This window comes from Actinomadura sp. 9N215 (assembly GCF_044326345.1).
Taxonomy (GTDB): domain Bacteria; phylum Actinomycetota; class Actinomycetes; order Streptosporangiales; family Streptosporangiaceae; genus Spirillospora.
In genome coordinates, this window is record NZ_JBIRBA010000008.1 from 56041 (window position 1) to 83027 (window position 26987).

The window sequence follows — 26987 nt, forward strand, 5'->3', positions numbered from 1 at the left end:
GGTCTATTTCTTCAGCAGGGGCCAGGCCACGGCGGACGGGACGCGGCGGAACTCGCCGCGGTTGGCGGCCCGTCCGGCGTAGACGAGGAAGAACATCACGACGGCCGTGAAGAGCAGCGGCACCCAGATGAGCAGCTCGACGGCCAGCGACAGCAGTCCGAAGACGAACCAGACGGCGATGGCGGCCAGGCTCATGTTGAGGCCCTGTACCGCGTGCTTGCGCGCGAAGGGCGAGCGTGCCTTGCCGACGTAGACGACCGCCGGTGCGATGGCGCTGACGAGGAACTGGCCCACGTACGCCATGAGCGACCACGTTCGCTCGTCGTCGGTGACGGGACCGAAGTGGCCGGGCAGCTGGGCGGTGTGACCGCCCAGCGGCTGCTGAGGTTGCTGGGGCTGCTGCTGCCAGGGGCCCGGGCCACCGGGCTGGCCCCCTCCGGGCTGCTGGTACGGGGGCTGCTGCGGCGGGGGCTGATGTTGTGGCTGCTGAGGTTGCTGCCACATGTTTCCGGGCTGTTGCCAGGGGGCCTGCTGTTGCCGTTCGGGCTGCTGCCCGTGGCCGGGCGACGGGGGAGGCCCGTAGGCCATGGCGGACGTCCTCTCCTAGTTCGCTACGCGTTCGCTGTGCGACCTATTGGCAGAAGTGTATGACTCCTTGGACGCGCCCGGAGTTCGCAAGGGTTCCCGCCTACACCCGGCCCATAGCCGTTTCACGCCACGGGCCGGATGCCGAGGGAAGGGTCAGGGACGCCACACCACGGCGGACGGCTCGTCCCGCGTGACCGTCACCGAACCCTTCCATTCGACGGACGAAGGCTGCGGCAGATATGCGTCGTCCAGGAAGAACCCTCGGTTGATGGACGTGACCGTGGCCGGTGCGCCATTGTCCCCGGCCCCGGTCGGACGGCGAAGAGCCTCGATCGACGCGATATCGGAGACCGTCGTCCCTTCCGGCAGTTCGACGGTGGTGGCGACGGCGCCGTCCCGGTCGATCGACCAGGTCGGCTGGTCGTGGTCGGAGCGGTAGAGCGTCGACGGGTCGCGCTTGAGCCGGACGCCGAGCGCCACGCCCGGAACCGAACCGGACCCTGTCGGGGCGCCCGTCTTCTTGGCGAACTCGACGAAGAGGTAGGTGCGCTGGTCGCCGACCTCGCGTGTCGCCGGGTCGGACGGCTTCTCGATCTTCCCTTCGCGGGCCATCTCCTGTGCCGCGATCCGGTACGTCCACGGCTCGCGGTCCATGACGACCTCGCGGGCGCGTCCGTCCGGGCGCGTCCTGGAGGCGTCGAGGAGGAAGCGCAGCGGCGCGCCCGGTGAGATCACGTCGCACATGTTGTTGTTGGACGTGCAGGTCTGCAGCACCGGATGGTCGCCTTCGTGGCGTCCCCGGAACTTGAGCGTCATGTGCGCCGGAGCCTGGTAGACGGCGGTGTCGTCGACGCGCTTCCCGGACTCGTCCACCTCGACGCGGTAGATCCATTCGATGTCGGTCGTCCGGCCCCAGCGGGCCATCAGCGCGGGCGAGTCGGTGCCGCCGTCCTCGTTGCTCCAGATCACCGAGTACTCGATGATCCGGTGGCCGGGCGCGGCGGCGGGCCGCGTCTCGTGCCAGGCGACGAGCGGGGTGTCGGTGGCGGCGTTCTGGTACGGGTCGCCGAGCGGCCATCCCGTCCGTCCGACGACGATGGGCGCGTGGCGCAGCGCGACCGCGTCGGCCTCCGGCACCCGTACGCGGGCGCTCCGGAGCGTGACACGGCGGGCGTCGGGCGCGCTGCCCTTCGCGAACCGCAGCGTCACCTCGTGCTTGCCGGACCGCACCTGCCCGAGGCCGAGGCTCCGGGACACCGGCTCGGACGACGGGACGACGAGGTCGGTCACGTGGCGTCCGTCCACCGAGATCGACACGACGGCGGACTCCGCGCCCTTCCGGGCCCAGGAGACGCCCGGTGCGGCGGCGGCGAAGGAGATCACGGCCTCCCCGTCCCGCGGTGCGGTGAACCGCAGCGACTTCGCGGGCCCGCCGCGATGGACGTTGATCACGCCGCCGGCCTGGGCGGACGCGGGGGAGGCGGAGAGAACGAGTGGAGCGCCGACCAGAGCGGCGCCGGTCAACGCGAACACGGCATGACGCGCACGGCTTCTCATGATCAGCGAAGCTAGACCGCCCGCATTGCGTCCCGGTGACGGCCGTGTTGATAGGTCATGCATTCCTCCGCGCCCGGCACGCTGATCACTGACGCGCCGACCGCGACCGCCACCGCAACCATGCGACGACCTCGATCGTCGCGATCGCGTCCGGAGGCAGGTTTCGAGCTTGCGAGAAACCTGATCGCGCAGCGAGCCGCCAGGCGAGTCGGAGCGATGCAGCGATCGCACCGCGTTTCTTGACGATGGAGGCCCGCCAGGGCCGAAGGAGGAGAGAAACGCCGGGAGCACGGTACACGTCGGTACGGTCGGGCGGGTACCGTGCCGATCAACCGACTGTGCCGATCACAGACATGGCCGATCTCCGGAGGCAGTGTGACCGACCCCGAGCAGGTACTGCGTTCTGCGAAGGAGCGGGAGACGGTGAACGGCGCCGTCCGCGCGCTGCGGTCCGCCGCCCCGTCCGGATGGGAGCGGCTCGACTTCGAGTTCCGCGCGACGGTCGGGATCGACAGCGCGTCCCTGGAGGTCGAGGGCCAGGACGGCGAGCGCCGCACCGCCATGCCGCCCGGTCAGGCCGTCGGGAAGATGGACGAGCTGCGCCGCGTCATGTACCGCGACGGCAAGGGCGCCTGGTTCACGGCCCGGCTCCAGGTCGAGCGCTCGGGCCGCTTCAGCGCCGAGTTCGACTACGACGGCGAGCCCGACTTCACGCCGCCTCTCACGTCGTCCGCCTACGCCATGGACCTCGACCGCTTTCCCCGCTCGGACGATCACATCCCCAAGTGGCTCCGCGAGAAGCTCAGCGACGCCTGACCGGCCCCCACCCGGCCCAGGCAGCCGCGTAGGCAGGGCAGACTTGAGGCGTGCCCTCGACGCTTCCTGACGGCGAACCCGTACCCGCGGACGGTGCGCTGCCCAGCCGCGCCCTCGAAGGCCTTGGGACGCGGCCGTTCGCCTTCTACGTGCACGTGCCGTTCTGTGTGACGCGCTGCGGGTACTGCGATTTCAACACGTACACGGCGACGGAGCTCGGGCCGGGGGCGAGCCGCGACTCGTACGCCGAAACTGCCATCGCGGAGGTACGGATGGCCCGGCGGGTGCTGGGCGACGACGTGGACCTGCCCGTCGAGACGGTTTTCGTAGGCGGCGGCACTCCGACGCTGTTGCCGCCCGACGATCTGGGGCGCGTCCTGGCCGCCATCGACGCGGAGTTCGGGCTGGCACCGGGCGCGGAGGTCACGACTGAAGCCAACCCGGAGTCGGTGGACGAAAGGTACGTGGGCCGGCTGCGGGAAGTCGGTTTCACGCGCGTCTCGTACGGCATGCAGAGCGCGCGCGAGCACGTCCTGGCCGTCCTGGAACGGGCGCATACGCCGGGACGCGTCCCGCAGGTGGTCGAGTGGACGCGCAGGGCAGGGTTCGAGCACATCAACCTCGACCTCATCTACGGGACGCCAGGAGAGACCGACGACGACTGGCGGGCCTCCCTGGAAGCCGCTCTGAACACGGAGCCCGACCACGTGTCGGCGTACGCGCTCATCGTCGAGGACGGCACGCGCCTGGCCGCGCAAGTGCGGCGCGGCGAACTGACGGCGCCCGACGACGACGCCATGGCCGACCGCTACCTCATCGCGGACGAGCTGCTGACCGCGCAAGGCCTGCACTGGTACGAGATCTCCAACTGGGCCGCCGATCCCACCGCCGTCTGCCGCCACAACATGCTGTATTGGACGGGAGCCGACTGGTGGGGCGTCGGGCCGGGCGCGCACAGCCACGTCGGCGGCACCCGCTGGTGGAACGTCAAACACCCCGCCGCCTACGCTGCCCGCCTCGCCGAAGCCAGAAGCCCCGCACACGCCCGTGAGGTCCTGGACGACGACGACCGGCGCATCGAACGCATCATGCTGGAACTGCGACTCGCCAAGGGTTGCCCCACCACCCTGCTGGACGACAAGGCCACCCGCAGAGCGATCGACGACGGCCTACTCGAACCCACCCCCTACGAACAAGGCCGGGCAGTACTCACCCTGCACGGACGCCTCCTAGCCGACGCCGTCGTCCGCGCCCTGACCTGACCCGGACCAACCCCAGAACCGGACCTGGACCAACCCCAGAACCGGACTTGGACCAACTCCAGAACCGGACTTGGACCAATCCTCAGGACAGGACTTGGACCAAACCCCAGCCGGGGCCACGGGTCGTGCGGCCGGAGGCGCCCAGCGCCGGAGGTCGCACGACCCGACGGGCGGAGGACCGTTTCCCGAGACGCGCCAGCGGCTCGGGAAACGGTTCACCGCCCGCTGACGGGGGTTCCAGGGGGTCGCCCCCCTGGGCTAACACGTCACGAAATCTATGAGTTCTTCCACGCGGCCTAGGAGCGCAGGCTCCAGGTCCGTGTAGGTGTTGACCGACCCCAGGATGCGTTTCCACGCCGCGCCCGTGTCGTCGTCCCAGCCGAGCTCGGCGACCACGCCTTCCTTCCACGGGATGCCGCGCGGGACGCGCGGCCAGGCGCGGATGCCGACCGACGCGGGCTTGACGGCCTCCCAGATGTCGATGAACGGATGCCCGGTGACCAGGACGTGCGGCGACGAGATCCGCGCCGCGATCCGGGACTCCTTGGAGCCGGGCACGAGATGGTCGACGAGGACGCCGAGGCGGCGGTCGTCGTCCGGGCCGAACTCCTCGACGATGGCGGGCAGGTCGTCCACGCCTTCGAGGTACTCCACGACGACGCCCTCGACCCGCAGGTCGTGGCCCCAGATCTTCTCGACCAGCTCGGCGTCGTGGACGCCCTCCACGTAGATGCGGCTCTCCTTGGCCACCTGAGCCCGCAGCCCTTGGACGGCCACGGAGCCGGACGCGGACCGCATCGGCCCGCTGGGCGCCGCGCTGGGCCGGACGAGCGTGACGGGCTTGCCGTCGATGAGGAAACCGGACTTGGTCAGCGGGAACACCCGCCGCTTGCCGAACCGGTCCTCCAGGGTGACGCCGAACTTGTCGCAGCCGACGACGGCGCCGCAGAAGCCACTGTCGGGGTCCTCGGCGACCAGCCCCGGTTCGGCCGGGACCTCCGGGATCTGGCCCTTCCGGGGCCTGCGCCAGTCGCCGGCCAGCACGTCGTTTCCGTATTTCTTACTCCGCACGGGTCCGCACATTAACCCGGCGAGGCGTCCACCCGGCGTCGTCCCTCGTCCCTCGGCGTGGCGCGTCCGGCGATCGCCGGGGTCCTCCGTTTCCGGGGCGGGCGCGTCCTACGGGAATGGGAGGCCGTGTCCGGAACGGATAGGATCGCGCAGCCGTGCGGCGAGCACCCGCGGGCACTCCAGAGTGGGGTCTCCGGGCCGTACACTTGGCACTCGGGAGTAAGGAGTGCCAGCGGCGTGGGGGCGCCGGCGGCACGGGCCCGGCGGGACGAAGGAGGTGACCAGGTGCTGGACGACCGGAAGCTCGCGGTCCTGCGCGCCATCGTGGAGGACTTCGTCTCCACCAACGAGCCGGTGGGCTCGAAGGCCCTGGCGGACCGGCACAACCTCGGCGTGTCCCCGGCCACCATCCGCAACGACATGGCGGTGCTGGAGGAGCAGGGGTACATCACCCAGCCGCACACCAGCGCCGGACGCGTCCCCACCGACAAGGGCTACCGGCTGTTCGTCGACCGGCTGTCCACGATCAAGCCGCTGTCGATCGCGGAGCGCCGCGCGATCGAGACGTTCCTGTCCGGCGCGTACGACCTCGACGACGTCGTCGGCCGGACGGTGCGGCTGCTCGCGCAGCTCACCCGGCAGGTCGCCGTCGTGCAGTACCCGTCGCTGACGCGCTCGTCGGTGCGGCACGTGGAGCTGGTCCCGGTCGCCGAGGGACGGCTGCTGCTCGTCCTGATCACCAACACCGGACGGGTGGAGCAGCGGGTCATCGAGTCCGGCGGCTCGGTGTCGGAGGAATCCATCGGGCACCTGCGGGCGTTGCTCAACACGTGCCTCGACGGGCTGGGCCTCGGCGACGTGCCGACCGCGGTCGCGGACCTGCCCGACAAGGTGGGCCCGGACGAGCGGCCGCTCGCGGCGGCGGTGCTGTCGGTGCTGCTGGAGACGCTCGTCGAGAAGCACGAGGAGAAGATCGTCTTCGCCGGTGCGGCCAACCTCGCCGCGGTGGACTTCTCGGCGAGCCTGAGGGAGGTTCTCGTGGCGCTCGAAGAGCAGGTGGTGCTGATGCGGCTGCTCGGCGAGACGGGCGACTCCTCTAAAGTTACGGTGCGGATCGGCACCGAGAACCCCGATCTGGGGCTCCGGTCGACCTCGGTCGTCGCCGCCGACTACGGCGTGGGCGACCTCACCCTGGCCCGGCTGGGAGTGCTCGGGCCTACACGCATGGATTACCCCAGCACGATGGGAGCGGTACGGGCAGTGGCACGCTACGTGGGACAGATCCTGGCGGGGTCGTAAGTGGCCAACGACTATTACGCGACCCTGGGCGTCCGGCGGGACGCCAGCGCCGACGAGGTCAAGAGGGCCTATCGCCGGCTCGCGCGGGAGCTCCACCCGGACGTCAACCCGGATCCGGAGACCCAGGACAGGTTCAAGGAGATCACCCAGGCGTACGAGGTCCTCTCCGACCCGAAGAAGCGGGAGATGTACGACCTGGGCGCGGACCCGTTCGCCCCCGGCGGCGGGGCGGGCGCGGGCGGCTTCGGCGGCGCCGGGTTCCCGTTCAGCGACATCATGGACGCGTTCTTCGGGACGGCGACGGCGCGCGGCCCCCGGTCGCGGGCGCGGCGCGGCCGGAACGCGACGCTGCGGGTGGAGCTCGACCTGAACGAGACCGCCTTCGGCACGACCCGGGAGCTGTCCATCGACACGGCCGTCGCCTGCACCGGCTGCGACGGGTCGGGCTGCGCGCCCGGCACCCACCCGGACACGTGCGAGACGTGCCACGGCCGCGGCGAGGTGCAGCAGGTCCAGCGGTCGTTCCTCGGCCAGGTCATGACGGCCCGGCCGTGCCCGGCGTGCGGTGGGTTCGGCTCGGTGATCCGCAACCCGTGCCCCGAGTGCTCGGGCGACGGCCGCGTCCGCACCCGCCGGACCGTCAAGGTCAAGATCCCGGCGGGCGTGGAGAACGGCATCCACATCCAGCTCGCCGGGGAGGGCGAGGTCGGCCCGGGCGGCGGCCCGCCGGGCGACCTGTTCCTGGAGATCGTGGAGAAGCCGCACGCGATCTTCGAGCGGGAGGGCGACGACCTGCACTGCACGGTCGAGATCCCGATGACGGCGGCGGCGCTCGGCACCAGCGTCACCATCGAGACCCTGGACGCCGCCGAGAGCATCGACATCAAGCCAGGCACGCAGTCCGGGCAGGTCATCACGCTGTACAACCGGGGCGTCCGGCACCTCAACGAGAGCGGGCGCGGCGACCTGATGATCCACGTGAACGTGGAGACGCCGAACCGGCTCGACGAGGAGCAGGAGGAACTGCTGCGGCAGCTCGCCGCGCTGCGCGGCGAGGAACGTCCGCCGGGCAAGTTCGCGCCGGGGCAGCGCGGCATGTTCTCCCGCCTCAAGGACGTCTTCAACCAGCACTGAAGAGCAGCGGCGGCGGCCTACGAGGAAGGCCGCCGCGGCACCTCGGAGCGTGGTGACTAGGGGGTGGGGCGCGCATGAGCCCGCCGGTGTTCCTCGCCGCGACGGACGCGCTGGAACGCGGCAGCGTCGTCCTCGACGGCCCCGAGGGGCGGCACGCCGCGACGGTGCGGCGGCTGCGGCCCGGCGAGCGCGTCGACCTCACCGACGGCGCGGGCCTCCTCGCCGAATGCGTCGTAGCCGACGCGGGCCGCGCGTCCCTCACGCTGGACGTGCTGGCCCGGCGCCGGCAGCCGCCGCCCTCGCCCCGCATCGTGGTCGTCCAGGCGCTCCCGAAGGGCGACAGGGGCGAGCTGGCCGTCGAGACGATGACCGAGGCCGGCGTGGACGAGATCGTCCCGTGGTCGGCGGCGCGGTGCGTCACGCAGTGGCGTCCCGAGCGCCGCGAGAAGGCCCTCGGACGCTGGCGCGGCGCCGCCCGCGAGGCCGGCAAGCAGGCGCGGCGCAGCCGCCTCCCGGAGGTCGCCGGGCTGGCGTCCACCGGTGACGTGGCCGGACGGGTCGCCGCGGCGTCCCTCGCGCTCGTGCTGCACGAGGACGCCGACGCGCCCCTCAGCGCCGTGGAGCCGCCCGCGGAGGGCGACATCGTGGTCGTGGTGGGTCCCGAGGGCGGGATCACGGAGGAGGAGCTTGAGCGCCTCGCCGGGGCGGGCGGGCGTCCCACCCGGCTCGGGCCGACCGTGCTGCGGACGTCGACGGCCGGGGTGGCGGCGGCCGCCGTCCTCCTGGCGAAGACCGGCCGCTGGTGAAACCGCGAGTCCGCCGGTGAGGGCGGGGAGTCGGTGAGGGCGGGCCGACGCGCCGTCCGTCAGGAGCCGCCCGCGGAACCGGTGTCCTGCCCGGAGGTCCGCGCGGACTCGTCCGTGACGGACGGCGTCGGCTCGTCGGTGGGGTCCGGGTCCGGGGTGGACGTCGTCGGCGTCGGCGACGTGGTCGGCGTCTCCGACGGCGACTGGCCCGGGCACGGCGTGGTCGACGGCACGGGCGTGGTCTCAGCGCCCGGCGAGGCGGACGCGGTGGGGGTGCCCTGCGGCGGCCGCGGGATGCGGCAGGCCGATATCCCCTGCGAGGTGGTGGCGCTGGGCGACGCCGAGGCGCTCGGGTCGCCCGACGGGTCGCCGCCCGGGGACGACGGGTCGGGGAACTGCGGGTCGCCGCCCGCGCCGGTGCGCTCCCCGTCGCCGGGGTTCTGCCCGCCGTCGGCCGGCCCGTTGTTGCCGACCGACTGCTGGATGAAGTCGAAGGTCTGCGGCGCGGTCACGCCCAGCCCGGCGATCACCACGGCGGCCGCCACGGCGAGGACGGGACGCGCCCAGTTGACGGTGAACCGGTCGAAGCCGAGCCCGTAGCGGGCGAGGCCGAACCGGCCGAGACCGAAACGGCGGCCGTTGCCGTCGGTGATGCGAGCCCGGATGTGCTCCAGGCCGTCGCCTGCCGGGTTGACCGTCTCCGCCTCCGCGTGCAGGGCGCGGCGGAGGATCTCGCCGTGCTCGTCGTCGGGGTCGGTGGTCATGAGAATTGCTCCAGGACGTTGCGTAGCGCGGTCATACCACGCGCCGTGTGGCTTTTCACGGCGCCGCGGGAGATGCCCATGGAGTTGGCGATCTCCGCTTCGGACAGGTCGGCGTAGTAGCGCAGGACGAGCGCCTCCCGCTGGCGGGCGGGCAGCCGGGACAGCGCGTCGATGACCGCCGAGCGTTCCAGCTCCCCGATCGCCCCGGCCTCCGCGCTCGGCGCGTCGGGCAGGCCCTTCGGGGCGTACTTCTCGACGACGGCGCGGTGCCGGAGCACCGATCGCGACCGGTTGACCACTGACTGGCGCAGGTAGGACAGGGCCTTGTCCGGGTCGCGCAGGCGCCGCCAGCCGCCGTGCATCGCGACGAACGCGTCCTGGACGACCTCCTCGGCCGTCCCCGCGTCCCGGACGAGCATGGCTGCGAGCCGCACCAGCGAGCGGTAGTTGGCGCTGTAGAGCGCCGTCACCGCCTGGTCGGCGTCCCAGGCGACGGCCACCGCGCCCGCCGTGCCCCTGGCCACGAGGGTCTCGGTCACGTCAGTGGGACGCGTACCCTCGTCGCCCGGTTTACGAAAGGGCATGTCCTGGTTTGCCTCGGTCACCTATCCGCCGCCTTTGCCGTCCCCCGGCCGTCCATTCGGACGGTTCTGCGGAGCGGCGTGGACCGGGCGCTTCCGTGCCCGGTCCAGGCGCGCCGCAGTGCCTGCCGCCAAGCCTCAGGCCTGTCGCCAGACGCCGCGAACCGGGGGGTACGCCTTGAGGTGACAACCTTAACCACTGGGCGGTCGTCCTGCCGCCCGCCACGGAAGGTTGATCGGCTGAAACCCTATCCAGTACGCGACGGTGCGGCCATGCCCGCGATGGTCTCGATAGGATTCCGGCGCGGTCACGGTGCGTCTGCGAGGGGATACGGCCGCCTGCGAGGGGAGACACAGTGACGGACTGCCTGTTCTGCAAGATCGTTTCCGGGGACGTGCCCGCGAAGATCGTCCGCGAGTCGGCGGGCGCGGTGGCGTTCCGCGACATCAACCCGCAGGCGCCGACGCACGTGCTGGTCATCCCGCGTGACCACCATCCGACGGTCGGTGAGCTCGCCGCGTCGGACGCCGAGCTCCTCGCCGAGCTGGTGCGCGAGGCCCACCAGGTCGCCGTCGACGACGGCATCGCCGAGAGCGGATACCGGGTCGTGTTCAACACCGGCGCGCAGGCCGGCCAGACCGTGTTCCACGTGCACGCGCACGTTCTCGGCGGGCGTGGCCTGAACTGGCCGCCCGGCTGAGGCCGCCGCCGTCCTCGCCCTCGTTTCCCCCCTTGCTCCCTGGCCCTGCTCGTCGCCTGCCCTGACCGGCGTGTTCCGTACTCGCCGTCCCTCCCGGCGGACGACGTCCCCGCCACGCGGAAAATCCATCCGCGTCGTGTCGGGGGCGGCCAGTACGATGGAACCGACACACCTGGACACCCGGAGCAGACAGAAGGCAGGTCAGAGAGGCCGTAAGGCCCGGCTGATGGTCGAATCAACTCACACGAGGTCAACCCCCACCTCCACCCGGACGGGACGCGGCGACCGGGGCGGCCCGCACTCCCAGATCAAGATCGTGGTGCCGGACGACCATTCGATGGTGAGCCTGCTCGGCTCCCGGGACGAGCTGCTCCACGCGATCGAGCACGCGTTCGGCGACGACATCGACATCCACGTCCGCGGCAACGAGATCACCGTGACCGGCCCGGAGACCGAGACCGACCTGGTCTCGCGGCTGTTCACCGAGATGCTCGAACTGCTGAAGGGCGGCACGCAGCTCACCCCGGACGCCGTCGAGCGCAGCCTGGCGATGCTGCGCGGCGAGTCCGGCGCGCGTCCCGCCGAGGTCCTCACGCTGGACGTGCTGTCCAGCCGCGGCCGGACGATCCGCCCGAAGACCCTGAACCAGCGCCGCTACGTCGACGCGATCGACAAGCACACGATCGTGTTCGGGATCGGCCCCGCCGGTACGGGCAAGACGTACCTGGCAATGGCCAAGGCCGTCCGCGCGCTGCAGGACAAGGACGTCAACCGGATCATCCTGACGCGCCCCGCCGTGGAGGCGGGGGAGCGGCTCGGGTTCCTGCCGGGAACGCTCTACGAGAAGATCGACCCGTACCTGCGGCCGCTGTACGACGCGCTGCACGACATGGTCGACCCCGACTCGATCCCGCGCCTGATGGCCGCCGGCACCATCGAGGTCGCCCCCCTCGCCTACATGCGCGGGCGGACGCTCAACGACTCGTTCATCATCCTGGACGAGGCGCAGAACACCTCGCCCGAGCAGATGAAGATGTTCCTCACCCGGCTCGGGTTCGGCTCGAAGGTCGTGGTGACCGGCGACGTCACCCAGGTCGACCTGCCGAACGGGCAGCTCAGCGGCCTGCGCGTCGTCCAGGACATCCTCGACGGCGTCGAGGACATCCACTTCTGCCGGCTCGACAGCCGCGACGTCGTCCGGCACCGGCTGGTCACCGACATCGTCGACGCCTACAACCGCTACGACGAGTCGCGCGTCCCGCAGATCAAGCAGGGCGCGGCGGCCCGGGGCGGGTCCCGCAAGCGGAGGCGGTAGTGAGCATCGAGGTGCTGAACGAGTCGGGCGTCCCGGTCGACGAGAAGACCATCGCGGGGCTGTCCCGGCACGTCCTGGACGGCATGCGCGTCCATCCGCTCGCGGAGCTGTCGGTGCTGCTGGTCGACGAGGCCGCGATGGCCGAGCTGCACGAGAAGTGGATGGACGAGCCCGGCCCCACCGACGTGCTGTCGTTCCCGATGGACGAGCTGCGCCCCGGCCACCTGTCCGGCGGCGCCGACGAGGACGGCGAGGCCGACCCGGGGCTGCTCGGCGACGTCGTCCTGTGCCCGGCGGTCGCCGAGAAGCAGGCGCGCGAGGCCGGGCACAGCACCGAGGACGAGCTGGAGCTGCTGTGCGCGCACGGCATCCTGCACCTCCTCGGCTACGACCACGCCGAGCCGGAGGAGCACAAGGAGATGTTCGGCCTGCAGGCCGAGCTCCTGACCTCCTGGCGGGAGAAACGCGGCAGGTGATGAGCACCGCGCAGGCGTGGCTGTCGGCCCTCGCGGTGGGCCTGGTCCTCATGGCGGGCCTGCTGGCCGGCGCGGAGGCGGCGCTCGCGCGGGTGTCCCGCGTCACCGTCGAGGAGGTCGTCCGGGAGGGGCGGCGCGGGGCGAAGAGGCTGGCCGAGGTCGTCGCCGACCCGGCCCGCTACGTCAACATGGTGCTGCTGCTGCGCATCGGCTGCGAGCTGGTCGCCACCGTGATCGTCGCCGACCTGTGCATCTCCTGGCTGGACGAGACGTGGCGCGCCTACGTCACCGCCGCCGCGATCATGATCGTGGTGAGCTATGTGGTGATCGGGGTCGGGCCCCGCACGCTCGGCATCCAGCACGCCGACCGGGTCGCGCTGGCGGGCGCCGCCGTGATCCACCCCGTGACGCGGGTGTTCGGGCCGCTGCCGCGCCTGCTGATCCTGCTCGGCAACGCCCTCACTCCGGGCAAGGGGTTCCGGGAGGGGCCGTTCGCGTCCGAGGCGGAGCTGCGCGACCTGGTCGACCTCGCCGAGCAGCGCAGCCTGATCGAGCCCGACGAGCGGGAGATGATCCACTCGGTGTTCGAGCTGGGCGACACCCTCGTCCGCGAGGTGATGGTGCCGCGCACCGACATCGTGTTCATCGAGCGCGGCAAGACGCTCCGGCAGGCGATGTCGCTGGCGCTGCGCAGCGGCTTCTCCCGTATTCCCGTCGTGGGCGAGAACGAGGACGACGTCGTCGGCATCGCCTACCTGAAGGACGTCGTCCGCCGCAGCCAGGAGCACCGCGAGGGCGAGGCGACGGAGACGGTCGACTCCGTCATGCGGCCCGCGACGTACGTGCCGGACAGCAAGCCGATCGACGAGCTGCTCCGCGAGATGCAGGCCCGCCGCATCCACCAGGCGATCGTCATCGACGAGTACGGCGGCACCGCGGGCCTCGTCACCATCGAGGACATCCTGGAGGAGATCGTCGGCGAGATCACCGACGAGTATGACCGGGAGACCCCGCCGGTCACCTGGCTGTCCGACGGCGCCGCCCGCGTCACCGCGCGCCTCCCCGTCGAGGACCTCGCCGAGCTGTTCGACGTCGAGATGGACGTCGAGGAGGTCGAGACCGTCGGCGGCCTGCTCGCCCATGCGCTCGGCCGCGTCCCGATCGAGGGCTCCACCGCCGAGGTCGGCACCGGCGACGGCGGCCCCGTCCTGTCCATGAAGGCCGAGACGATAGCGGGCCGCCGCAACCGCGTAGGCACTGTGCTAGTCCGGGTGGGCGACCCCCCGGACCCCCCGTCACGAGCCGGTCGATCCTCACGCCACGGCTCGGGTTCGTCGTGACCGTGCGGGTGGTGTCGTGGCGCTGCGGTCGCCCGGCTCGGCGGGCCGTGCGACCTCCGGCGCTGGGCGCCTCCGGCCGCACGACCCGTGGCCCCGGCTGAGGTCCGGTCCACGAAAGGTGGATCTGGCTCGTCCAGGATTTCCTAGTCGAGGGTCTTTTTGAGGGTGCCGTTCGGGGCGGCTATCAGGACGGGGGCCTGGGGGCCGAGGTCGCGGACGGCGGTGACGTCGGACGGGTCCGGGGCGTCGGCCCGGGTCACGACGGCGGCGGCCTCCAGGTCTTCGGCGCCGCTGGACACGGCCATCGCCACGGCCACCTTGAGGGCCGAAATCTTGAGGGACGGCAGGTCGACGCTCGTGGCGGCGTAGGTGCGGCCCGTCTCGTCGCGCACGGCGGCGCCCTCGGCGGCGTCCGTACGGGCCCTCGCCGACCTGGCCAGGGTGATGATCTTCGCGTCCTCGGCGTTCAGCTCGGTCACGTCCCCAAGCGTACGGGCAGCGCGGGTGGCGCCTCGCAAGTGAGTGGCAAGTGGGTGGCAAGAGCGGCGCGCGATCCTCGGGACGGTCGGACAGTGCTGTCCGGATAAACGCCGTCTGGGGGAGAAGAGATGTCCCGTCTGCTTTACCGCTTGGGCAAGGCCGCGGCCTTGCGTCCATGGCGGTTCATCGCCGCCTGGCTGGTGCTCATCGGCGTGGTGGCCGGTCTCGCGGGTACCGCGGGTGGCGCGCTGCACGACAACTACACGATGTCCGGGACGGGGTCGCAGCGCGCCACGGACCTGCTGGAGGAGCGTTTCCCGGCCCTGTCGGGGGCCGACGCCAGAGTGGTGGTGCACGCCGAGTCAGGGAAGGTCGACCAGGCGGCGCTGGCGAAGGCGTCCGGGGAACTGCGGAAGCTGCCGCACGTCAGCGCGGTCGACCCGCTGCCGCCCAGCGCGGACGGCGCGACGGCGCTGATGACCGTCCGGTACTCGGTGCCCGTCACCGACCTGAAGCCGAAGGAGACGCTCGACCGTCTCCGCACGGCCACGGACGGCCTTGAGGACGCCGGCTACCAGGTGGAGTTCGGCGGCCAGGTGCCGGAGAACGTGACCGCGCCCGGCGGCGTCGCCGAGGGGATCGGCATCGTGGCCGCGCTGGTGATCCTGCTGCTGGCGTTCGGGTCGGTGGTGGCGGCGGGGCTGCCGCTCGCGGTGGCGCTGGCGGGGCTCGGCGCGGGCCTGTCCGGGGTGACGCTGCTGGCGGCGTTCACCGATGTCGCGACCACGGCGCCGACGCTCGCGATCATGGTGGGCCTCGGCGTCGGCATCGACTACGCCCTGTTCATCCTGACCCGGCACCGGGAGGGGCTGGCGGAGGGGCTGGACGTCCCCGAGGCGGTGGCGCGCGCCAACGCCACGGCGGGCCAGTCGGTGATCTTCGCGGGGTTCACGGTGCTGCTGGCGCTGTGCGGGCTGGTGCTGTCCCGCGTCCCGGTCTTCATGACGATGGGCTTCACGACCGGGCTGGTCGTCGCGACGACGGTGCTGAGCGCCGTCACGCTGCTGCCCGCGGTGCTGGGGCTCGCCGGACGGCGGGTGCTGCGCCGCCGCGACCGGGCCGCCGGCGCGAAGATCACCGTGGAGTCGCCGAAGGTCAGGCGGTGGGCCGAGCACGTCGGGCGGCACCCGTGGCCCTGGCTGCTCGCCGCGTTCGCGCTGCTGCTCACCCTCGCCGCGCCCGCGCTCGGCATGCGCACGTGGCCGAGCGACGCCAGCAGCGAGCCGACGTCCAACACCGTCCGGCAGGCGTACGACCTGGTCGAGGACGGCTACGGCGCGGGCGCCAACGGGCCGCTGCTCGTCGCCGTCGACCTGACGAAGACGGACCGCGGCGCGCTGCCCGGCGTGAGCGACCGGCTCGCGAAGATCGAGGGCGTGACGTCGGTCGCGCCGCCGCAGGTGTCCCCGAACGGCGACGCCGCCGTGATCATGGTCACGCCGGAGTACGGGCCGCAGGACGAGCGCGTGACCGGCCTCGTCGACCGGGTCCGCGCGGACGCGCTGCCGCGAGGCGCCGAGGTCACCGGGCTGACGGCCGTCTACACGGACCTGTCCCGGATCCTGTCCGACCGGCTCTGGCCGGTGATCGGCGCGGTCGTCGCGACCTCGTTCATCATGCTGATGATCGTGTTCAGGTCGCTGCTGGCGCCGCTGAAGGCGGCCGTGATGAACCTGCTGTCGATCAGCGCCGCGTACGGGGTGCTCACGGTCGTGTTCCAGTGGGGGTGGGGCGCGGACCTGCTCGGCCTCCCGCACAGCGTCCCGGTGTCGAGCTTCATCGTGCTGCTGATGTTCGCGGTCCTGTTCGGCGTGTCGATGGACTACGAGGTCTTCCTCCTGTCACGGATCAGAGAGGAATGGCAGCTGCACGGCGACGCGCGCGCCTCGGTGTCCACCGGCCTGGCCGCGACCGGACGCGTCATCACCAGCGCCGCGCTGATCATGGTGGCGGTGTTCCTCGGCTTCGCCGCCGACCCCGGGCTGGTGATCAAACAGATGGGGGTGGGGCTCGCGGTCGCGGTGGCGCTGGACGCGACGCTCGTCCGGCTGGTGCTCGTCCCGGCCACGATGTCGCTGCTCGGACGCGCCAACTGGTGGCTGCCGCGCCCGCTCGCCCGCATCCTGCCCGACATCGACCTGCACGCCGGCGCCGTGCCCGCCGCGGCGCCCGAACGGGAACCGGAGCCCAGCAAGGTCTGATCCGAGGGGAGTGAACGCCGCGGTCCGGCATGTCCCGGTTAGGCTGATCGGGACATGTCGACCGTGGTACGCGTTCTCGGGGCCTTCGGCGCCGAGGTGGCGGGCGCCCCCGCCGACCTCGGCGGTCCCCGCCAGCGCTCGGTCCTGGCCCGGCTCGTCGCCGCGCGGGGCCGGATGGTGCCCGCCGACCGTCTCGTCGAGGACCTGTGGCCGGGGACGGCCCCGTCCCGCGCAGCCGCCGGGCTCCAGTCGTTCGTGTCGCATCTGCGGCGGGCGCTGGAGCCGGACCGTCCGCCCCGCACGCCCGCGCGGATCCTCGTCACCGAGCCGCCCGGGTACGCCCTCCGGCTCCCGGACGCCAACGTCGACGCCTGGCGGTTCGACACCCTCATCGACGAGGCCGCCGACCTGCTGGACGCCGACCCGGCCGAGGCCCGCCGCCGCGCGGAGCGGGCGCTCGCCGAGTGGCGCGGGCCCGCCTACGCCGAGTTCGCCGACCTGCCGTGGGCCGCCGCCGAGGCCGCCCGGCTGGACGAGCGCCGCCGCCTCGCCGTCGAGTTCCGCGCGGAGGCGATGCTCAGGGACGGGGCGCGGCTGCTCGCGTCCGCGTCCGAGGCCGTCCCCGACCTGGAGGCGCACGCCGCCGCGAACCCGCTGCGGGAGGAGGCGTGGCGGCTGCTGGCCCTGGCCCTCTACCGCGCCGGACGGCAGGGCGACGCCCTCGCCGCGCTCCGCCGCGCCCGCGCCGTCCTGACCGAGGAGCTCGGCGTCGACCCCGGGCCTGCGCTGCGCCGCCTGGAGGCCGACATCCTGGCCCAGTCGCCCGCCCTGGGGGAGCCGGGACCCGCGGGGGAGGCGGCGCCGGAACGGCGCGCCGAGCGGAGCTGGCGGGTGGGGGCTGGAGGACGGGGCGTCGAGCGGAGCTCGTCAGTTGAATGGTGGCGGGTGGGGGCTGGAGGACGGTCCGTCCTGCGGCTCGCGCCCGAACCCGGCGAAACGCCCGAGACCGCGTTCGTCGGACGGGCCTCGGAGCTGGCGCGGCTGGAGGACGCGGCCCGCGACGCCGCCGCGGGCTGGGGCGGGGTCGTCCTCGTCGGCGGCGACGCTGGCATGGGCAAGACCGCGCTCACCGAACGGTTCGCGCGCGGCCTCGCCGACCAGGGCTGGACGTGCGCGTGGGGCCGCGCACCCGAGACCGAGGGAGCCCCGGCGGCCTGGCCCTGGGCCGAGCTGCTGCGCGACCTGACGGCGGCCGCGCCGCCCGACGACGTCCTCGCCGCACGCCTCGGCCCGCTCCTGGACGACGGCGTCACCGGAGGCGCCGGCGCGGACGCAGGCACCGGACGGTTCCGCCTCCACCTCGCCGTCGGCGACTACCTCACCGGGCTCGCCGACACCGCGCCGCTGCTCCTCGTCCTCGACGACCTGCACTGGGCGGACGAGGAGACCCTCGCGCTGCTCGTCCGCCTCGCGGGGCGGCTCAAAGAGCGTCCTGTCCTGCTCGTGGCCACGTTCCGGAACACGGAGGTCCCCGAACGGCTGGAGTCCGCGCTCGCCGCGCTCGCCCGGCACGAGCCGGTGCGCATCGACCTGCGCGGGCTGTCGGAGCCCGAGGTCGCCGCCCTGGTCCGCGGCACGTGCGCGACCAGCGTGGGCGACGCGGAGCTGTCCGTCATCGCCGAGCGGACCGGCGGGAACCCGTTCTTCACCCGCGAGACGGCCCGGCTCCTCGACGCCGAGGGACTGCCCGCCGCCACCCGCCAGGTCCCAGCGGGCGTCGGGGACGTGCTGCGCCGCCGCATCGCACGGCTCCCGGCGCCGGTCCAGGACGTCCTGCGGCACGCCGCCGTCCTCGGCCGCGACGCCGACCTGCGCGTCCTCGCCGACCTCGCCGGGGACGAGGACACCGTGATCGACGCCGTCGAGGCCGGGCTCGCGGGCGGCCTCGTCACCGAGCCCGGGCCCGGCCGGATGCGGTTCGCGCACGCCCTCGTCCGCGACACCCTCTACGACGCGATCTCCCGGGCCCGCCGCACCCGGCTGCACGGCCGCGTCGCCGCCGCGCTCGAACGGCACGAGCCCGGCGAGGTCGCCGCGATCGCGCACCACTACCTGGAGTCGGGCGCGGACCCGGCGAAGGCCGTCCGGTACGGGCGGCGCGCCGCCGCGGCCGCCGAGGCCCGCTTCGCGCACGGCGTCGCCGCCGGGCTGTGGGTCCGCGTCGTCGAGACGCTGCGCGCCGAGGGACCCGAGGCGACCCGCGACCGGCTGGCCGCGGAGGTCTCCGCGATCCGCGCCTCCGCCCTCGCCGGGCACGTCGTGGACGCCAGGGAGCGCCGCCACGCCGCCATCGCCGACGCCCGCGCCCTCGGCGACGTCCGGCTGCTCGCCCGGATCATCGCGAGCTTCGACGTCCCCACTCTCTGGACGAGCCGCGAGTACGGCACCCTCGACCACGCCGTCGTCGACGCCACCGACGAGGCGCTCGCCGACCTCCCGGGCGACGAGCCGGAGCTGCGCGTCCGGCTGCTGACCACCCTGGCGATCGAGCTGGAAGGGGAGCCGCATGACCGCGGCGTCACCGCGTCCGCGGAGGCCGTCCGGACGGCCCGCGCCCTCGGCGACTCCGAGCTGATCGCCGTCGCGCTGAACGGCGCCTACTTCAACGCCTACCGGACCGTGGACGGCCTGGCCGAGCGGCGCCGGATCGCCGCCGAGCTCCTCGACCTCGCCACCCGGCACGACCTCGGCGCCTACCGCGTCCTCGCCCATCTGCAGGTCCAGCAGGCCGCCTTCGGCTCCCTCGACCTGCCGGCCACGCACCGGCACCTGGAGGAGGGACGGCTGCTCGCCGAGCAGTACGGCCTGCCGCTGCTGGCGGAGCTCGGATTCTGGGAGTCCCAGCTCGTGCACGCGTTCCGCGCCCCCCTCGACGAGGCGGAACGCACCTACGAGCGGCTGAACGACGCCATCGGCCGGATCAGGATCTGGTCCAGCGAGCGCGGCGTGGGCGTCCTCGGCCCGTTCTGCGTGCGCCTCGTGCAGGGCCGGGCAGGGGAGATGCTGGACGAGGCCGCCTGGCTGCACCGGCAGTGGAGCCACGTCGGGGCCACCGCCGACGTGTACGCGCTCGCGCTCGCCGCGGCCGGCCGCACCGAGGAGGCCCGCCGCGTCGTCGCCGGGGCCGGGCCCGTCCGCCCCGACTACTTCTTCGACCTGACCATGCCGCTGCGGGGCCTGCGCGCCATCGCGCTCGGCGACCGCGACCTGGCCGGAGACGTTTACGCGACGCTAATCCCGTACGCGGGGGCCTTCTCCGGCGGCGCGACGTCCGTCGCCACGGTGGGGCCCATCGCGCAGCTCCTCGGCGACCTCGCCCTGTTCCTGGAACGTCCGGCCGAGGTCGCTGCCGGCCACTACCGGCAGGCCGCCGAGGTCGCGGGCCGCGTCGGCGCCGTCCACTGGATCGAGGAGGCGAGCGCCTCCCTCACCCGCCTCGGCACCCCCGCCGCCTGACCGGATGGCCGGACCTCGCCGTCCGGTGCGCGACAATCAAGAGGTGACGACGCTGGGAGACGGGACGCCCGAGGGCCATCGGGCGGGGTTCGCCTGCTTCATCGGACGGCCGAACGTCGGGAAGTCGACCCTGATGAACGCCCTGGTCGGGACCAAGGTGGCGATCACCAGCAGCCGTCCGCAGACGACGCGGCGGGCGATCCGCGGGATCGTGCACCGCCCGGACGCGCAGCTCGTCGTCGTCGACACCCCCGGCCTGCACAAGCCGCGGACGCTGCTCGGGGAGCGGCTCGACAGCCTCGTCCGGTCCACGCTGACGGAGGTGGACGCGATCGGCTTCTGCGTCCCCGCCGACCAGCCTGTCGGCCCCGGCGACAAGTACATCGCGCGGGAACTGGCCGCCGTGAGGAAGACGCCGGTCGTCGCGATCGTGACCAAGACCGACCTCGCCGCGCCCGAGCAGGTCGCCGAGCAGCTCCTCGCGGTCGGGCGGCTGGGCGAGTTCGCCGACATCGTGCCGTGCTCCGCAGAAGAGGGCTTCCAGGTCGGCCTGGTCGGCGACCTGCTGATCTCCCACCTGCCGGAGGGCATGCCGCTGTACCCGGAGGGCGACCTCACCGACGAGCCCGAGCAGATCCTGATCGGCGAGCTGATCCGGGAGGCGGCGCTGGAAGGCGTCCGGGACGAGCTGCCCCACTCCATCGCCGTCGTCGTGGACGAGATGAACCCCCGCGAGGGACGCGACGACCTCATCGACGTCTACGCGCACCTGTACGTCGAGCGGTCCAGCCAGAAGGGGATCATCATCGGGCACAAGGGCTCGCGGCTCCGGGAGGTCGGCGCGGCGGCCCGGCGGCAGATCGAGGCGCTGCTCGGCGCCAAAGTCTTCCTCGACCTGCGCGTCAGCGTCCTCAAGGACTGGCAGCGCGACCCCAAGCAGCTCCGCCGCCTCGGCTTCTACGACTGACCCTTCTCGGGCTGACCCTCCTCCGACTCGCCGTCCGCCTTCGGCTCGTCCGCTTTGGGCTCGTCGGCGTCGCGCGGGGGCTCCGGCTCGCTCTCTGGCCGTCCGGGTTCGTGGCGTCCCCAGGCCTGGTCCTCCTGGGGCCAGGCGGCGGACGGGTCGGACGCGTACTGCTGGTCCGTGTAGGCGTAGTAGTACTGCTGACCCGCGTAGTACTGCTGGTCCGCGTAGTACTGCTGGTCCGTGTACTGCGGGTGGTACTGGTCGGGGCCGCCGCGCGGCTTCGCGACCCGGTCGCTGATCGGACGGGCCAGGCTGAACCCGACCACCAGCAACGACGCGATGACCGCGAGGTACCAGCCGTAACGGACGGTGATCTGGTAGCCGACGTCCAGGCCCGTCTGGGGCAGGTTGTCGCGGACGTCGCCGAGCCGCAGGACGAAGATGCCGCAGACCAGCAGCGCCAGCGTGGCGGGGATCGCGGCGAGGCCGCCGATCCGCGCGTCCCGTCCGACCAGGTCGCCGAAGGCCAGCGCGATCGCGACCACCGCCAGGACCGGGACGGCGAGGACCATGTCGTCGGCGTCGATCCCGGCGACGCTGCCGATGTCGCGGCCGATCGGCTGCCCGAACAGCTCGACGACGATCTGCGCGCGCGCCCACGGCATGAACGCCGACACCAGCAGCGCCCCCGCGGCGACGATCATCGCGACGATCCAGGCCACGCCGCGCGACGGCGGCGCCGGGAGCGGCTCGGGGACGGCCTCCGCGGGGGCCTCGCCGGCCGGCGGATAGCCGTCGACGGGCGGCAGGAAGGAGGGGCGCGCCCGCGCGCGGCCCGCGTCGGAACCCAGGTCACCGGTCATGAACCCAGCGTAAAGGCAGGAACGGCATTGCCCGGGACGGCCACGTCGGGGCGGAACGCTCGGTAGTTTGGAACGAGCCCGATATGGGAGGAGAACCCCGGTGTTGCTCGTTTTCGGCCTGACGGCGGTGTTCCGTACGGTCAGCGAGGGGACGTTCCACTGCCCGCAGTGCGGCGGTGACCGTGCCTACCGGAGGCGTGCCGGGCGGCGCTGGCTCTCGGTGTTCTTCGTCCCGGCGGTGCCGCTGTGGCGGCTCGGGCACGCCGTGGAGTGCCGGACGTGCCGGGGCCGTTTCCCGGTCTCCGCGCTGCGGAAGCCGACGTCCCAGCAGATGGCCGAGACCCTCGCCGCGGGCATGCGCGCGGCGGCCGCGCTGGTGCTGCGCTCCGGCGATCCCGCCGACGCGGCGGCCCGCGCCCGCGCCGCCGAGACGGTGACCGGCTACGGCGAGCCCGACTACGACGGGGACGCCATCGACGCCGACCTCGCCCTGCGCCGGACGTTCCTGGAGCGCGAGGTCGCCCTCGCCGGCGCCCAGCTCGCCGTGGAGGCGAAGGAGTGGTTCCTCGCACAGGCCGTCCGGATCGGGCTGGCCGACGGGCCGCTCGGCGAGGCGGAGCGGCGCGAGCTGCACGGCGTCGCGGACCTGCTCGGCATGTCCCGCGCGTACGCGCTGGGCGTGATCGTGACCACCGAGGGGGCGGCACGCTGACATGAGTCGCGCCGCCGACACCACCCCCGCTCCCCGCCCCGCCCCCGTGGAGACGCGGCCGCCGGAGGGACGGGCGCTCGTCCGCGCCCCCGGCCCGCGGCTGGCGGACGGGATCGTCACCCACGCCGCCCGCCGCCCCGTGGACGTCGCGCTCGCGGCCCGCCAGCACGAGGCGTACGTCGCGGCGCTGCGGTCCGCGGGCCGCCGGGTCGCCGCCGTCGCCGCCGCCGACGACCAGCCCGACGCCGTGTTCATCGAGGACGCCCTGGTCGTCTGCGGCGACGTCGCGATCATCTGCCGGCCGGGCGACGAGCGCCGCCGTGGCGAGGCCCCGGGCGCGGAGCGGGCCGCGCGCGAGTTCGGCCTGCGCGTCGAGCGGATCGAGGCGCCCGGCACACTGGAGGGCGGGGACGTCCTCCAGGTCGGCGACACCGTCTACGTGGGCCGCGGCGCCCGGACGAACGAGGAGGGCGTCTGCCAGCTCGCCCGGCTGGTGGGCGGACGGAAGGTCGTCCCGGTCGCCGTCCGGGGCTGCCTGCACCTGAAGTCGGCGATGACCGCGCTGCCGGACGGCGGGCTGATCGGCCTGCCGGACCGGGTGGACACGTCGGTGCTGCCCTGCCTGGAGGTCGTCTGGGAGCCGGCGGGCGCCCACGTGGTGGTGCTGGGGCCCGACCACGTCCTGATGGCGGCGTCCGCTCCGCGCACCGCGGCCCGGCTCGCGGCGGACGGGTTGCGTGTCACCAGTGTGGACATCAGCGAGTTCGAGGCCCTCGACGGCTGCGTGACCTGCCTCTCCGTGCTCGTCCCCTGAGCCGGGGGGTGGGAGGACGGTGTCTCAGCATCCGGACACCGGTTTCCGGAACACGGATGTCATCTGTTAGCTTGGCGATCGTGTTGCGTGAGCTGCTCCTCCTTAGCGGCCGCAGCGGGGGCCAGTAACCAGGCCGGCTCCCTCGCTGCGGGACTGCGACGTGCACGTCGGCCGCGAGGTTTCGAGCAGAGAGATCCCACGCGATGTATCCGCGACAGCAGCCGTCCGGCATGCCCGTCCACCGCTACCGCCCGTTCGCCCCGGTCAGGCTCGCCGACCGCACCTGGCCGGACGCCGTCATCACCGAGGCGCCGCGCTGGTGCGCGGTCGACCTGCGGGACGGCAACCAGGCCCTGATCGACCCGATGGACGCCGACCGCAAGCTGCGGATGTTCGAGCTGCTGGTACGGATGGGCTACAAGGAGATCGAGGTCGGGTTCCCGGCGGCCAGCCAGACCGACTTCGACTTCGTCCGGCAGATCATCGAGGAGGGCCGCGTCCCGGACGACGTGGTGATCCAGGTGTTGACACAGGCACGTCCCGAACTGATCGAGCGGACCTTCGAATCAATCCGGGGCGCGAAGCAGGCGATCGTCCACCTGTACAACTCCACGAGCACCCTCCAGCGCCGCGTCGTCTTCGGCCAGGACCGCGACGGGATCACCGCGATCGCCGTCGAGGGCGCGAAACTCTGTGCAAAGCTCGCCGAAGACATGGGCGACACCCAGATCTACTTCCAGTACTCGCCTGAGTCGTTCACCGGCACCGAGCTGGAGTACGCCGTCGAGGTCTGCAACGCCGTCAACGACGTGTGGAAGCCGACCCCGGACCGCAAGGTCATCGTGAACCTGCCCGCGACGGTCGAGATGGCCACGCCGAACGTCTACGCCGACCAGATCGAGTGGATGAACCGCAACCTGGCCTACCGCGACTCGGTGATCCTCTCCCTGCACCCGCACAACGACCGCGGCACCGCCGTCGCCGCCGCCGAGCTGGGCTACCTGGCGGGCGCCGACCGCATCGAGGGCTGCCTGTTCGGCAACGGGGAGCGCACCGGGAACGTGTGCCTGGTCACGCTGGGCCTGAACCTGTTCACCCAGGGCGTCGACCCGCAGGTCGACTTCTCCGACATCGACGAGATCCGCCGCACCGTCGAGTACTGCAACCAGCTGCCCGTCCACGAGCGGCACCCGTACGGCGGCGACCTGGTCTACACCGCGTTCTCCGGCTCCCACCAGGACGCCATCAACAAGGGCCTGGACCACCTGCGCCGCGACGCCGGGACCGCCGGGGTGCCGCTGGACGAGTACCGCTGGGAGGTCCCGTACCTGCCGATCGACCCGCACGACGTCGGCCGGACGTACGAGGCCGTGATCCGCGTCAACAGCCAGTCCGGCAAGGGCGGCGTCGCCTACATCATGAAGACCGAGCACTCGCTGGAGCTGCCGCGCCGGCTGCAGATCGAGTTCTCCCGGGTCGTCCAGCGGCACACTGACGACGAGGGCGGTGAGGTCACCGGCGAGCTCATGTGGGACATCTTCCAGCGCGAGTTCCTCACCGGCGGCCCCCGCGTCGGCCTGCTGGCGCACCGCGCGACCTCCCGGGTGGACGAGAAGGACGCGCTCAGCTGCGACATCCGCGTGGACGGCGAGATCCGCGAGATCGAGGGCGTCGGCAACGGCCCCGTCTCCGCGTTCGAGGACGCCCTCGCCGGCGTCGGGATCGGCGTCCGAGTCCTGGACTACGCCGAGCACGCGATGAGCGCCGGCGGCGACGCCCGCGCCGCGGCCTACGTCGAGTGCGACGTCCGGTTCGGCGACGGTGAAGGCACCACCGTCTGGGGCGTGGGCATAGACGGCAACATCGTCACCGCGTCCCTGAAGGCGATCCTGTCCGCCGTCAACCGCGTAGCCCGCACCCAAGAAAACTGAACGGCAGGGGCCGCGGGCATTCCACCCGCGGCCCCAACCCTTGCAGCCCTGGCCCCGGCCCCGGCGGGTTGAACCTCAGCCGCCGGTTACGGGCAGGCACGCGGAGCGAGCTCTGCGAGCGCAGCGGGCATGCCCGGCGCGCCGCGTCCCCGCAGCGCAGGGAGCGCCAGCGACCGGAGCGAGGAGACCCGTGCCGCGCAGCCGGGGGGTTCGGGGGGTCGCCCCCCCGATGGACAAAGAGACCCGTGCCGCGCAGCCGGGGGGGCGTGGGGGGTCGCCCCCCAAATTAGCTGCGCCCGAGGACGTGGTGGACTAGTTCGCGCAGTGGGCCGTTGAGCTGTGCTTCGCCGACGGTGGTGCGGTCGCCGTCGATGTCGATTTCGTACAGGAACTGGTCGGGGATTCGGCCCGGCGGGGGAATCGCCTTCAGATCAACGCGGCCGACGAGCCGCGTCAGCATGGGATCGCTGGCGCTGTCCGACTCGGCGCGCCGCTCGATTCCCGCGAACCCCCCGCTGCGGACGACTGTCACTTTCACTGCGCTATCCGTTCGCCTCCATGGGGACGCCTACCCCCGTCCAGGCCCGATTCACCGCCTTCGTCTCGGCCGCGCCGGCCCCGTAGAGGCGTGTCGCGGACCGGGCGGTCGCGGCGGCGAACCCGGCGAAGTCGACGTCGGTGGCCAGCGTGCCACCGGTGAGAGTGTCGTACCAGATGCGGCCCGCCTTCTCCCAGGCGTTGCCGCCGATCGCGGTTGCGGCGAGGTGGAAGGCCCGGTTCGGGATGCCCGAATTGATGTGGACGCCGCCGTTGTCGCGGTAGGTCTCGACGTAGTGGTCCATGTGGCCGGGCTGCGGGTCCTTGCCGAGCTGCGGGTCGTCGTAGGCGGTGCCGGGTTCCTTCATCGAGCGGAGCGCGACCCCGTTGACGCCCTCGGCGAGCAGGCCCTGCCCGATGAGCCAGTCGGCCTGGTCGGCGGTCTGCTTGAGGTGCCACTGCTTGATGAGCGAGCCGAACACGTCCGAGACGGACTCGTTGAGGGCGCCCGACTGGCCGTAGTACTCCAGGTTCGCCGTGTACTGGGTGACGCCGTGGGCGAGTTCGTGGCCGGTGATGTCGAGCGGGCCGGTGAACGCGGTGAAGAGGACGCCGTCGCCGTCGCCGTACACCATCTGCTCGCCGTTCCAGAACGCGTTGTCGTACTTGTCGCCGTAGTGGACGGTCGAGACCATCTGGAGGCCGGCGCCGTCGATCGAGTTGCGCCGGTACGCGGCCTCGAAGAAGTCGAAGGTCGCGCCGAGCCAGTCGTAGGCCTGGTCGGCGCCCTTGTCACCGGTGGCGGGAGCCCCCTCCGCGCGGACGGTCCGGCCGGGGAGCTCCTCGCGGTTCTCCGCGTCCTTGATCGTCCGGTTGGGGACGAAGTCCTCGGTGGGGGAGGGGGCCGCGGCCGCTGTCGTCCGGCGCTCGGTGGCCTGCAAGGAGCTGAGGGCCAGGGTTCGGCGGGCGCGGTCGCGCAGGGCCGGGTCGTCGGCGTCGTGGGCGATGCGCTCCAGCATGTGCGGCGGCACGATGTGGCATCTCATGCCACAACGCTGCCAGCTCCCTGTGATTCAAGCCACAACTTTCGGCATGACGCTACGGCCGAATCCGGTCACGGTACGTAATTGTTATGCGGCGCTGTGAGCACGGGTCGGAGGACTTGTGGAGATCCTGGGGAGATGCCCCGGCTTGGC

At 72.6% G+C, this 26987-nt stretch carries 24 protein-coding genes; 15 read left to right on the forward strand and 9 right to left on the reverse strand.

Annotated features, from left to right (window positions below):
* Positions 1 to 3: 3 nt before the first annotated feature.
* Together ACH34T_RS15495 and ACH34T_RS15500 are read right to left on the reverse strand one after the other, a co-directional pair.
* Positions 4 to 504 (reverse strand): DUF4870 domain-containing protein, encoded by a 501-nt coding sequence (locus ACH34T_RS15495; protein WP_395992800.1) that lies wholly within the window; start codon positions 502 to 504, stop codon positions 4 to 6.
* Positions 505 to 741: 237 nt separating this feature from the next.
* The gene (locus tag ACH34T_RS15500) at positions 742 to 2145 is read right to left on the reverse strand and encodes a hypothetical protein (protein ID WP_395992801.1); all 1404 of its coding nucleotides are present in this window, start codon (positions 2143 to 2145) and stop codon (positions 742 to 744) included.
* A 375-nt stretch (positions 2146 to 2520) separates the two neighbouring features.
* Between ACH34T_RS15500 and ACH34T_RS15505 the strand changes: the two genes are divergently transcribed.
* Positions 2521 to 2961: a hypothetical protein gene (locus ACH34T_RS15505; protein ID WP_395992802.1), complete on the forward strand. Its 441-nt coding sequence runs from the start codon at positions 2521 to 2523 to the stop codon at positions 2959 to 2961.
* A gap of 50 nt (positions 2962 to 3011) precedes the next feature.
* Positions 3012 to 4223 (forward strand): radical SAM family heme chaperone HemW, encoded by a 1212-nt coding sequence (gene hemW / locus ACH34T_RS15510; protein ID WP_395992803.1) that lies wholly within the window; start codon positions 3012 to 3014, stop codon positions 4221 to 4223.
* 258 nt (positions 4224 to 4481) lie between these two features.
* Here hemW and ACH34T_RS15515 read toward each other — a convergent pair whose 3' ends face one another.
* Positions 4482 to 5294 carry a DUF3097 domain-containing protein gene (locus ACH34T_RS15515; RefSeq protein WP_395992804.1) on the reverse strand — a complete coding sequence of 271 codons (813 nt, stop codon included), beginning with the start codon at positions 5292 to 5294 and terminating at the stop codon, positions 4482 to 4484.
* A gap of 285 nt (positions 5295 to 5579) precedes the next feature.
* Here ACH34T_RS15515 and hrcA point away from each other — a divergent pair, with 285 nt between their 5' ends.
* The 3 genes from hrcA (at position 5580) to ACH34T_RS15530 (ending at position 8533) form a co-directional block, all read left to right on the forward strand.
* A complete protein-coding gene (gene hrcA / locus ACH34T_RS15520; protein ID WP_395992805.1) occupies positions 5580 to 6593 on the forward strand; it encodes a heat-inducible transcriptional repressor HrcA in 1014 nt (337 codons plus the stop codon).
* Positions 6594 to 7727: a molecular chaperone DnaJ gene (gene dnaJ, locus ACH34T_RS15525; RefSeq protein WP_395992806.1), complete on the forward strand. Its 1134-nt coding sequence runs from the start codon at positions 6594 to 6596 to the stop codon at positions 7725 to 7727. It abuts the gene before it with no gap.
* A gap of 74 nt (positions 7728 to 7801) precedes the next feature.
* Positions 7802 to 8533: a 16S rRNA (uracil(1498)-N(3))-methyltransferase gene (locus tag ACH34T_RS15530; protein WP_395992807.1), complete on the forward strand. Its 732-nt coding sequence runs from the start codon at positions 7802 to 7804 to the stop codon at positions 8531 to 8533.
* Between the two features lie 59 nt (positions 8534 to 8592).
* Here the strand turns inward: ACH34T_RS15530 and ACH34T_RS15535 are convergent, their stop codons facing one another.
* The gene (locus ACH34T_RS15535; RefSeq protein WP_395992808.1) at positions 8593 to 9297 is read right to left on the reverse strand and encodes a hypothetical protein; all 705 of its coding nucleotides are present in this window, start codon (positions 9295 to 9297) and stop codon (positions 8593 to 8595) included.
* Positions 9294 to 9881, reverse strand: coding sequence for a SigE family RNA polymerase sigma factor (locus ACH34T_RS15540; protein ID WP_395993035.1), 588 nt, complete (start codon positions 9879 to 9881; stop codon positions 9294 to 9296). Before ACH34T_RS15540 ends, ACH34T_RS15535 begins: the two co-directional genes overlap by 4 nt.
* Before the next feature lie 353 nt (positions 9882 to 10234).
* Here ACH34T_RS15540 and ACH34T_RS15545 point away from each other — a divergent pair, with 353 nt between their 5' ends.
* The 4 genes from ACH34T_RS15545 to ACH34T_RS15560 all read left to right on the forward strand — a co-directional run bounded on the left by ACH34T_RS15545 (position 10235) and on the right by ACH34T_RS15560 (position 13710).
* Positions 10235 to 10579, forward strand: coding sequence for a histidine triad nucleotide-binding protein (locus ACH34T_RS15545; RefSeq protein WP_395992809.1), 345 nt, complete (start codon positions 10235 to 10237; stop codon positions 10577 to 10579).
* Between the two features lie 226 nt (positions 10580 to 10805).
* On the forward strand, positions 10806 to 11894 hold the full coding sequence (locus ACH34T_RS15550; RefSeq protein WP_395992810.1) for a PhoH family protein: 1089 nt from the start codon (positions 10806 to 10808) through the stop codon (positions 11892 to 11894).
* Entirely contained in the window at positions 11894 to 12370 is a 477-nt protein-coding gene (gene ybeY, locus ACH34T_RS15555; RefSeq protein WP_395992811.1) for an rRNA maturation RNase YbeY, read from the forward strand. The genes ACH34T_RS15550 and ybeY overlap by 1 nt, the downstream gene beginning before the upstream one ends.
* Positions 12370 to 13710: a hemolysin family protein gene (locus ACH34T_RS15560; RefSeq protein ID WP_395992812.1), complete on the forward strand. Its 1341-nt coding sequence runs from the start codon at positions 12370 to 12372 to the stop codon at positions 13708 to 13710. Before ybeY ends, ACH34T_RS15560 begins: the two co-directional genes overlap by 1 nt.
* A 143-nt stretch (positions 13711 to 13853) precedes the next feature.
* Here the strand turns inward: ACH34T_RS15560 and ACH34T_RS15565 are convergent, their stop codons facing one another.
* The gene (locus tag ACH34T_RS15565; protein ID WP_395992813.1) at positions 13854 to 14189 is read right to left on the reverse strand and encodes a cytidine deaminase; all 336 of its coding nucleotides are present in this window, start codon (positions 14187 to 14189) and stop codon (positions 13854 to 13856) included.
* Between the two features lie 129 nt (positions 14190 to 14318).
* On the opposite strand from ACH34T_RS15565, the gene ACH34T_RS15570 reads away from it, so the two are divergent.
* The 3 genes from ACH34T_RS15570 to era are packed head-to-tail and all read left to right on the forward strand — an operon-like array spanning position 14319 to position 20934.
* On the forward strand, positions 14319 to 16451 hold the full coding sequence (locus tag ACH34T_RS15570) for an MMPL family transporter (RefSeq protein WP_395992814.1): 2133 nt from the start codon (positions 14319 to 14321) through the stop codon (positions 16449 to 16451).
* Between the two features lie 54 nt (positions 16452 to 16505).
* Positions 16506 to 19967: a BTAD domain-containing putative transcriptional regulator gene (locus tag ACH34T_RS15575; protein WP_395992815.1), complete on the forward strand. Its 3462-nt coding sequence runs from the start codon at positions 16506 to 16508 to the stop codon at positions 19965 to 19967.
* Positions 19968 to 20010: 43 nt separating this feature from the next.
* A complete protein-coding gene (era, locus tag ACH34T_RS15580; protein ID WP_395992816.1) occupies positions 20011 to 20934 on the forward strand; it encodes a GTPase Era in 924 nt (307 codons plus the stop codon).
* Here the strand turns inward: era and ACH34T_RS15585 are convergent.
* A complete protein-coding gene (locus ACH34T_RS15585; protein WP_395992817.1) occupies positions 20925 to 21797 on the reverse strand; it encodes a hypothetical protein in 873 nt (290 codons plus the stop codon). The genes era and ACH34T_RS15585 overlap by 10 nt on opposite strands.
* A gap of 100 nt (positions 21798 to 21897) precedes the next feature.
* Between ACH34T_RS15585 and ACH34T_RS15590 the strand changes: the two genes are divergently transcribed.
* The 3 genes from ACH34T_RS15590 (at position 21898) to leuA (ending at position 25254) form a co-directional block, all read left to right on the forward strand.
* Positions 21898 to 22509, forward strand: coding sequence for a hypothetical protein (locus tag ACH34T_RS15590; RefSeq protein ID WP_395992818.1), 612 nt, complete (start codon positions 21898 to 21900; stop codon positions 22507 to 22509).
* A gap of 1 nt (position 22510) precedes the next feature.
* Positions 22511 to 23323: a dimethylargininase gene (gene ddaH, locus ACH34T_RS15595; RefSeq protein ID WP_395992819.1), complete on the forward strand. Its 813-nt coding sequence runs from the start codon at positions 22511 to 22513 to the stop codon at positions 23321 to 23323.
* Between the two features lie 203 nt (positions 23324 to 23526).
* Positions 23527 to 25254, forward strand: a complete 1728-nt coding sequence (gene leuA, locus ACH34T_RS15600) for a 2-isopropylmalate synthase (RefSeq protein WP_395992820.1) — start codon at positions 23527 to 23529, stop codon at positions 25252 to 25254.
* A gap of 286 nt (positions 25255 to 25540) precedes the next feature.
* Here the strand turns inward: leuA and ACH34T_RS15605 are convergent, their stop codons facing one another.
* Positions 25541 to 25792: a protealysin inhibitor emfourin gene (locus ACH34T_RS15605; RefSeq protein ID WP_243711264.1), complete on the reverse strand. Its 252-nt coding sequence runs from the start codon at positions 25790 to 25792 to the stop codon at positions 25541 to 25543.
* 4 nt (positions 25793 to 25796) lie between these two features.
* A complete protein-coding gene (locus tag ACH34T_RS15610; protein ID WP_395992821.1) occupies positions 25797 to 26837 on the reverse strand; it encodes a M4 family metallopeptidase in 1041 nt (346 codons plus the stop codon).
* Positions 26838 to 26987: the final 150 nt, after the last annotated feature.

Bases quoted from the DNA above. Each gene is read 5' to 3' on its own strand.
- ACH34T_RS15495 (WP_395992800.1), bottom strand. From the start codon at position 504: ATGTGGCAGCAACCTCAGCAGCCACAACATCAGCCCCCGCCGCAGCAG.
- ACH34T_RS15500 (WP_395992801.1), bottom strand. From the start codon at position 2,145: ATGAGAAGCCGTGCGCGTCATGCCGTGTTCGCGTTGACCGGCGCCGCT.
- ACH34T_RS15530 (WP_395992807.1), top strand. From the start codon at position 7,802: ATGAGCCCGCCGGTGTTCCTCGCCGCGACGGACGCGCTGGAACGCGGC.
- ACH34T_RS15535 (WP_395992808.1), bottom strand. From the start codon at position 9,297: ATGACCACCGACCCCGACGACGAGCACGGCGAGATCCTCCGCCGCGCC.
- ACH34T_RS15540 (WP_395993035.1), bottom strand. From the start codon at position 9,881: ATGCCCTTTCGTAAACCGGGCGACGAGGGTACGCGTCCCACTGACGTG.
- ACH34T_RS15550 (WP_395992810.1), top strand. From the start codon at position 10,806: ATGGTCGAATCAACTCACACGAGGTCAACCCCCACCTCCACCCGGACG.
- ACH34T_RS15560 (WP_395992812.1), top strand. From the start codon at position 12,370: ATGAGCACCGCGCAGGCGTGGCTGTCGGCCCTCGCGGTGGGCCTGGTC.
- ACH34T_RS15570 (WP_395992814.1), top strand. From the start codon at position 14,319: ATGTCCCGTCTGCTTTACCGCTTGGGCAAGGCCGCGGCCTTGCGTCCA.
- ACH34T_RS15575 (WP_395992815.1), top strand. From the start codon at position 16,506: ATGTCGACCGTGGTACGCGTTCTCGGGGCCTTCGGCGCCGAGGTGGCG.
- ACH34T_RS15585 (WP_395992817.1), bottom strand. From the start codon at position 21,797: ATGACCGGTGACCTGGGTTCCGACGCGGGCCGCGCGCGGGCGCGCCCC.
- ddaH (WP_395992819.1), top strand. From the start codon at position 22,511: ATGAGTCGCGCCGCCGACACCACCCCCGCTCCCCGCCCCGCCCCCGTG.
- leuA (WP_395992820.1), top strand. From the start codon at position 23,527: ATGTATCCGCGACAGCAGCCGTCCGGCATGCCCGTCCACCGCTACCGC.
- ACH34T_RS15610 (WP_395992821.1), bottom strand. From the start codon at position 26,837: ATGAGATGCCACATCGTGCCGCCGCACATGCTGGAGCGCATCGCCCAC.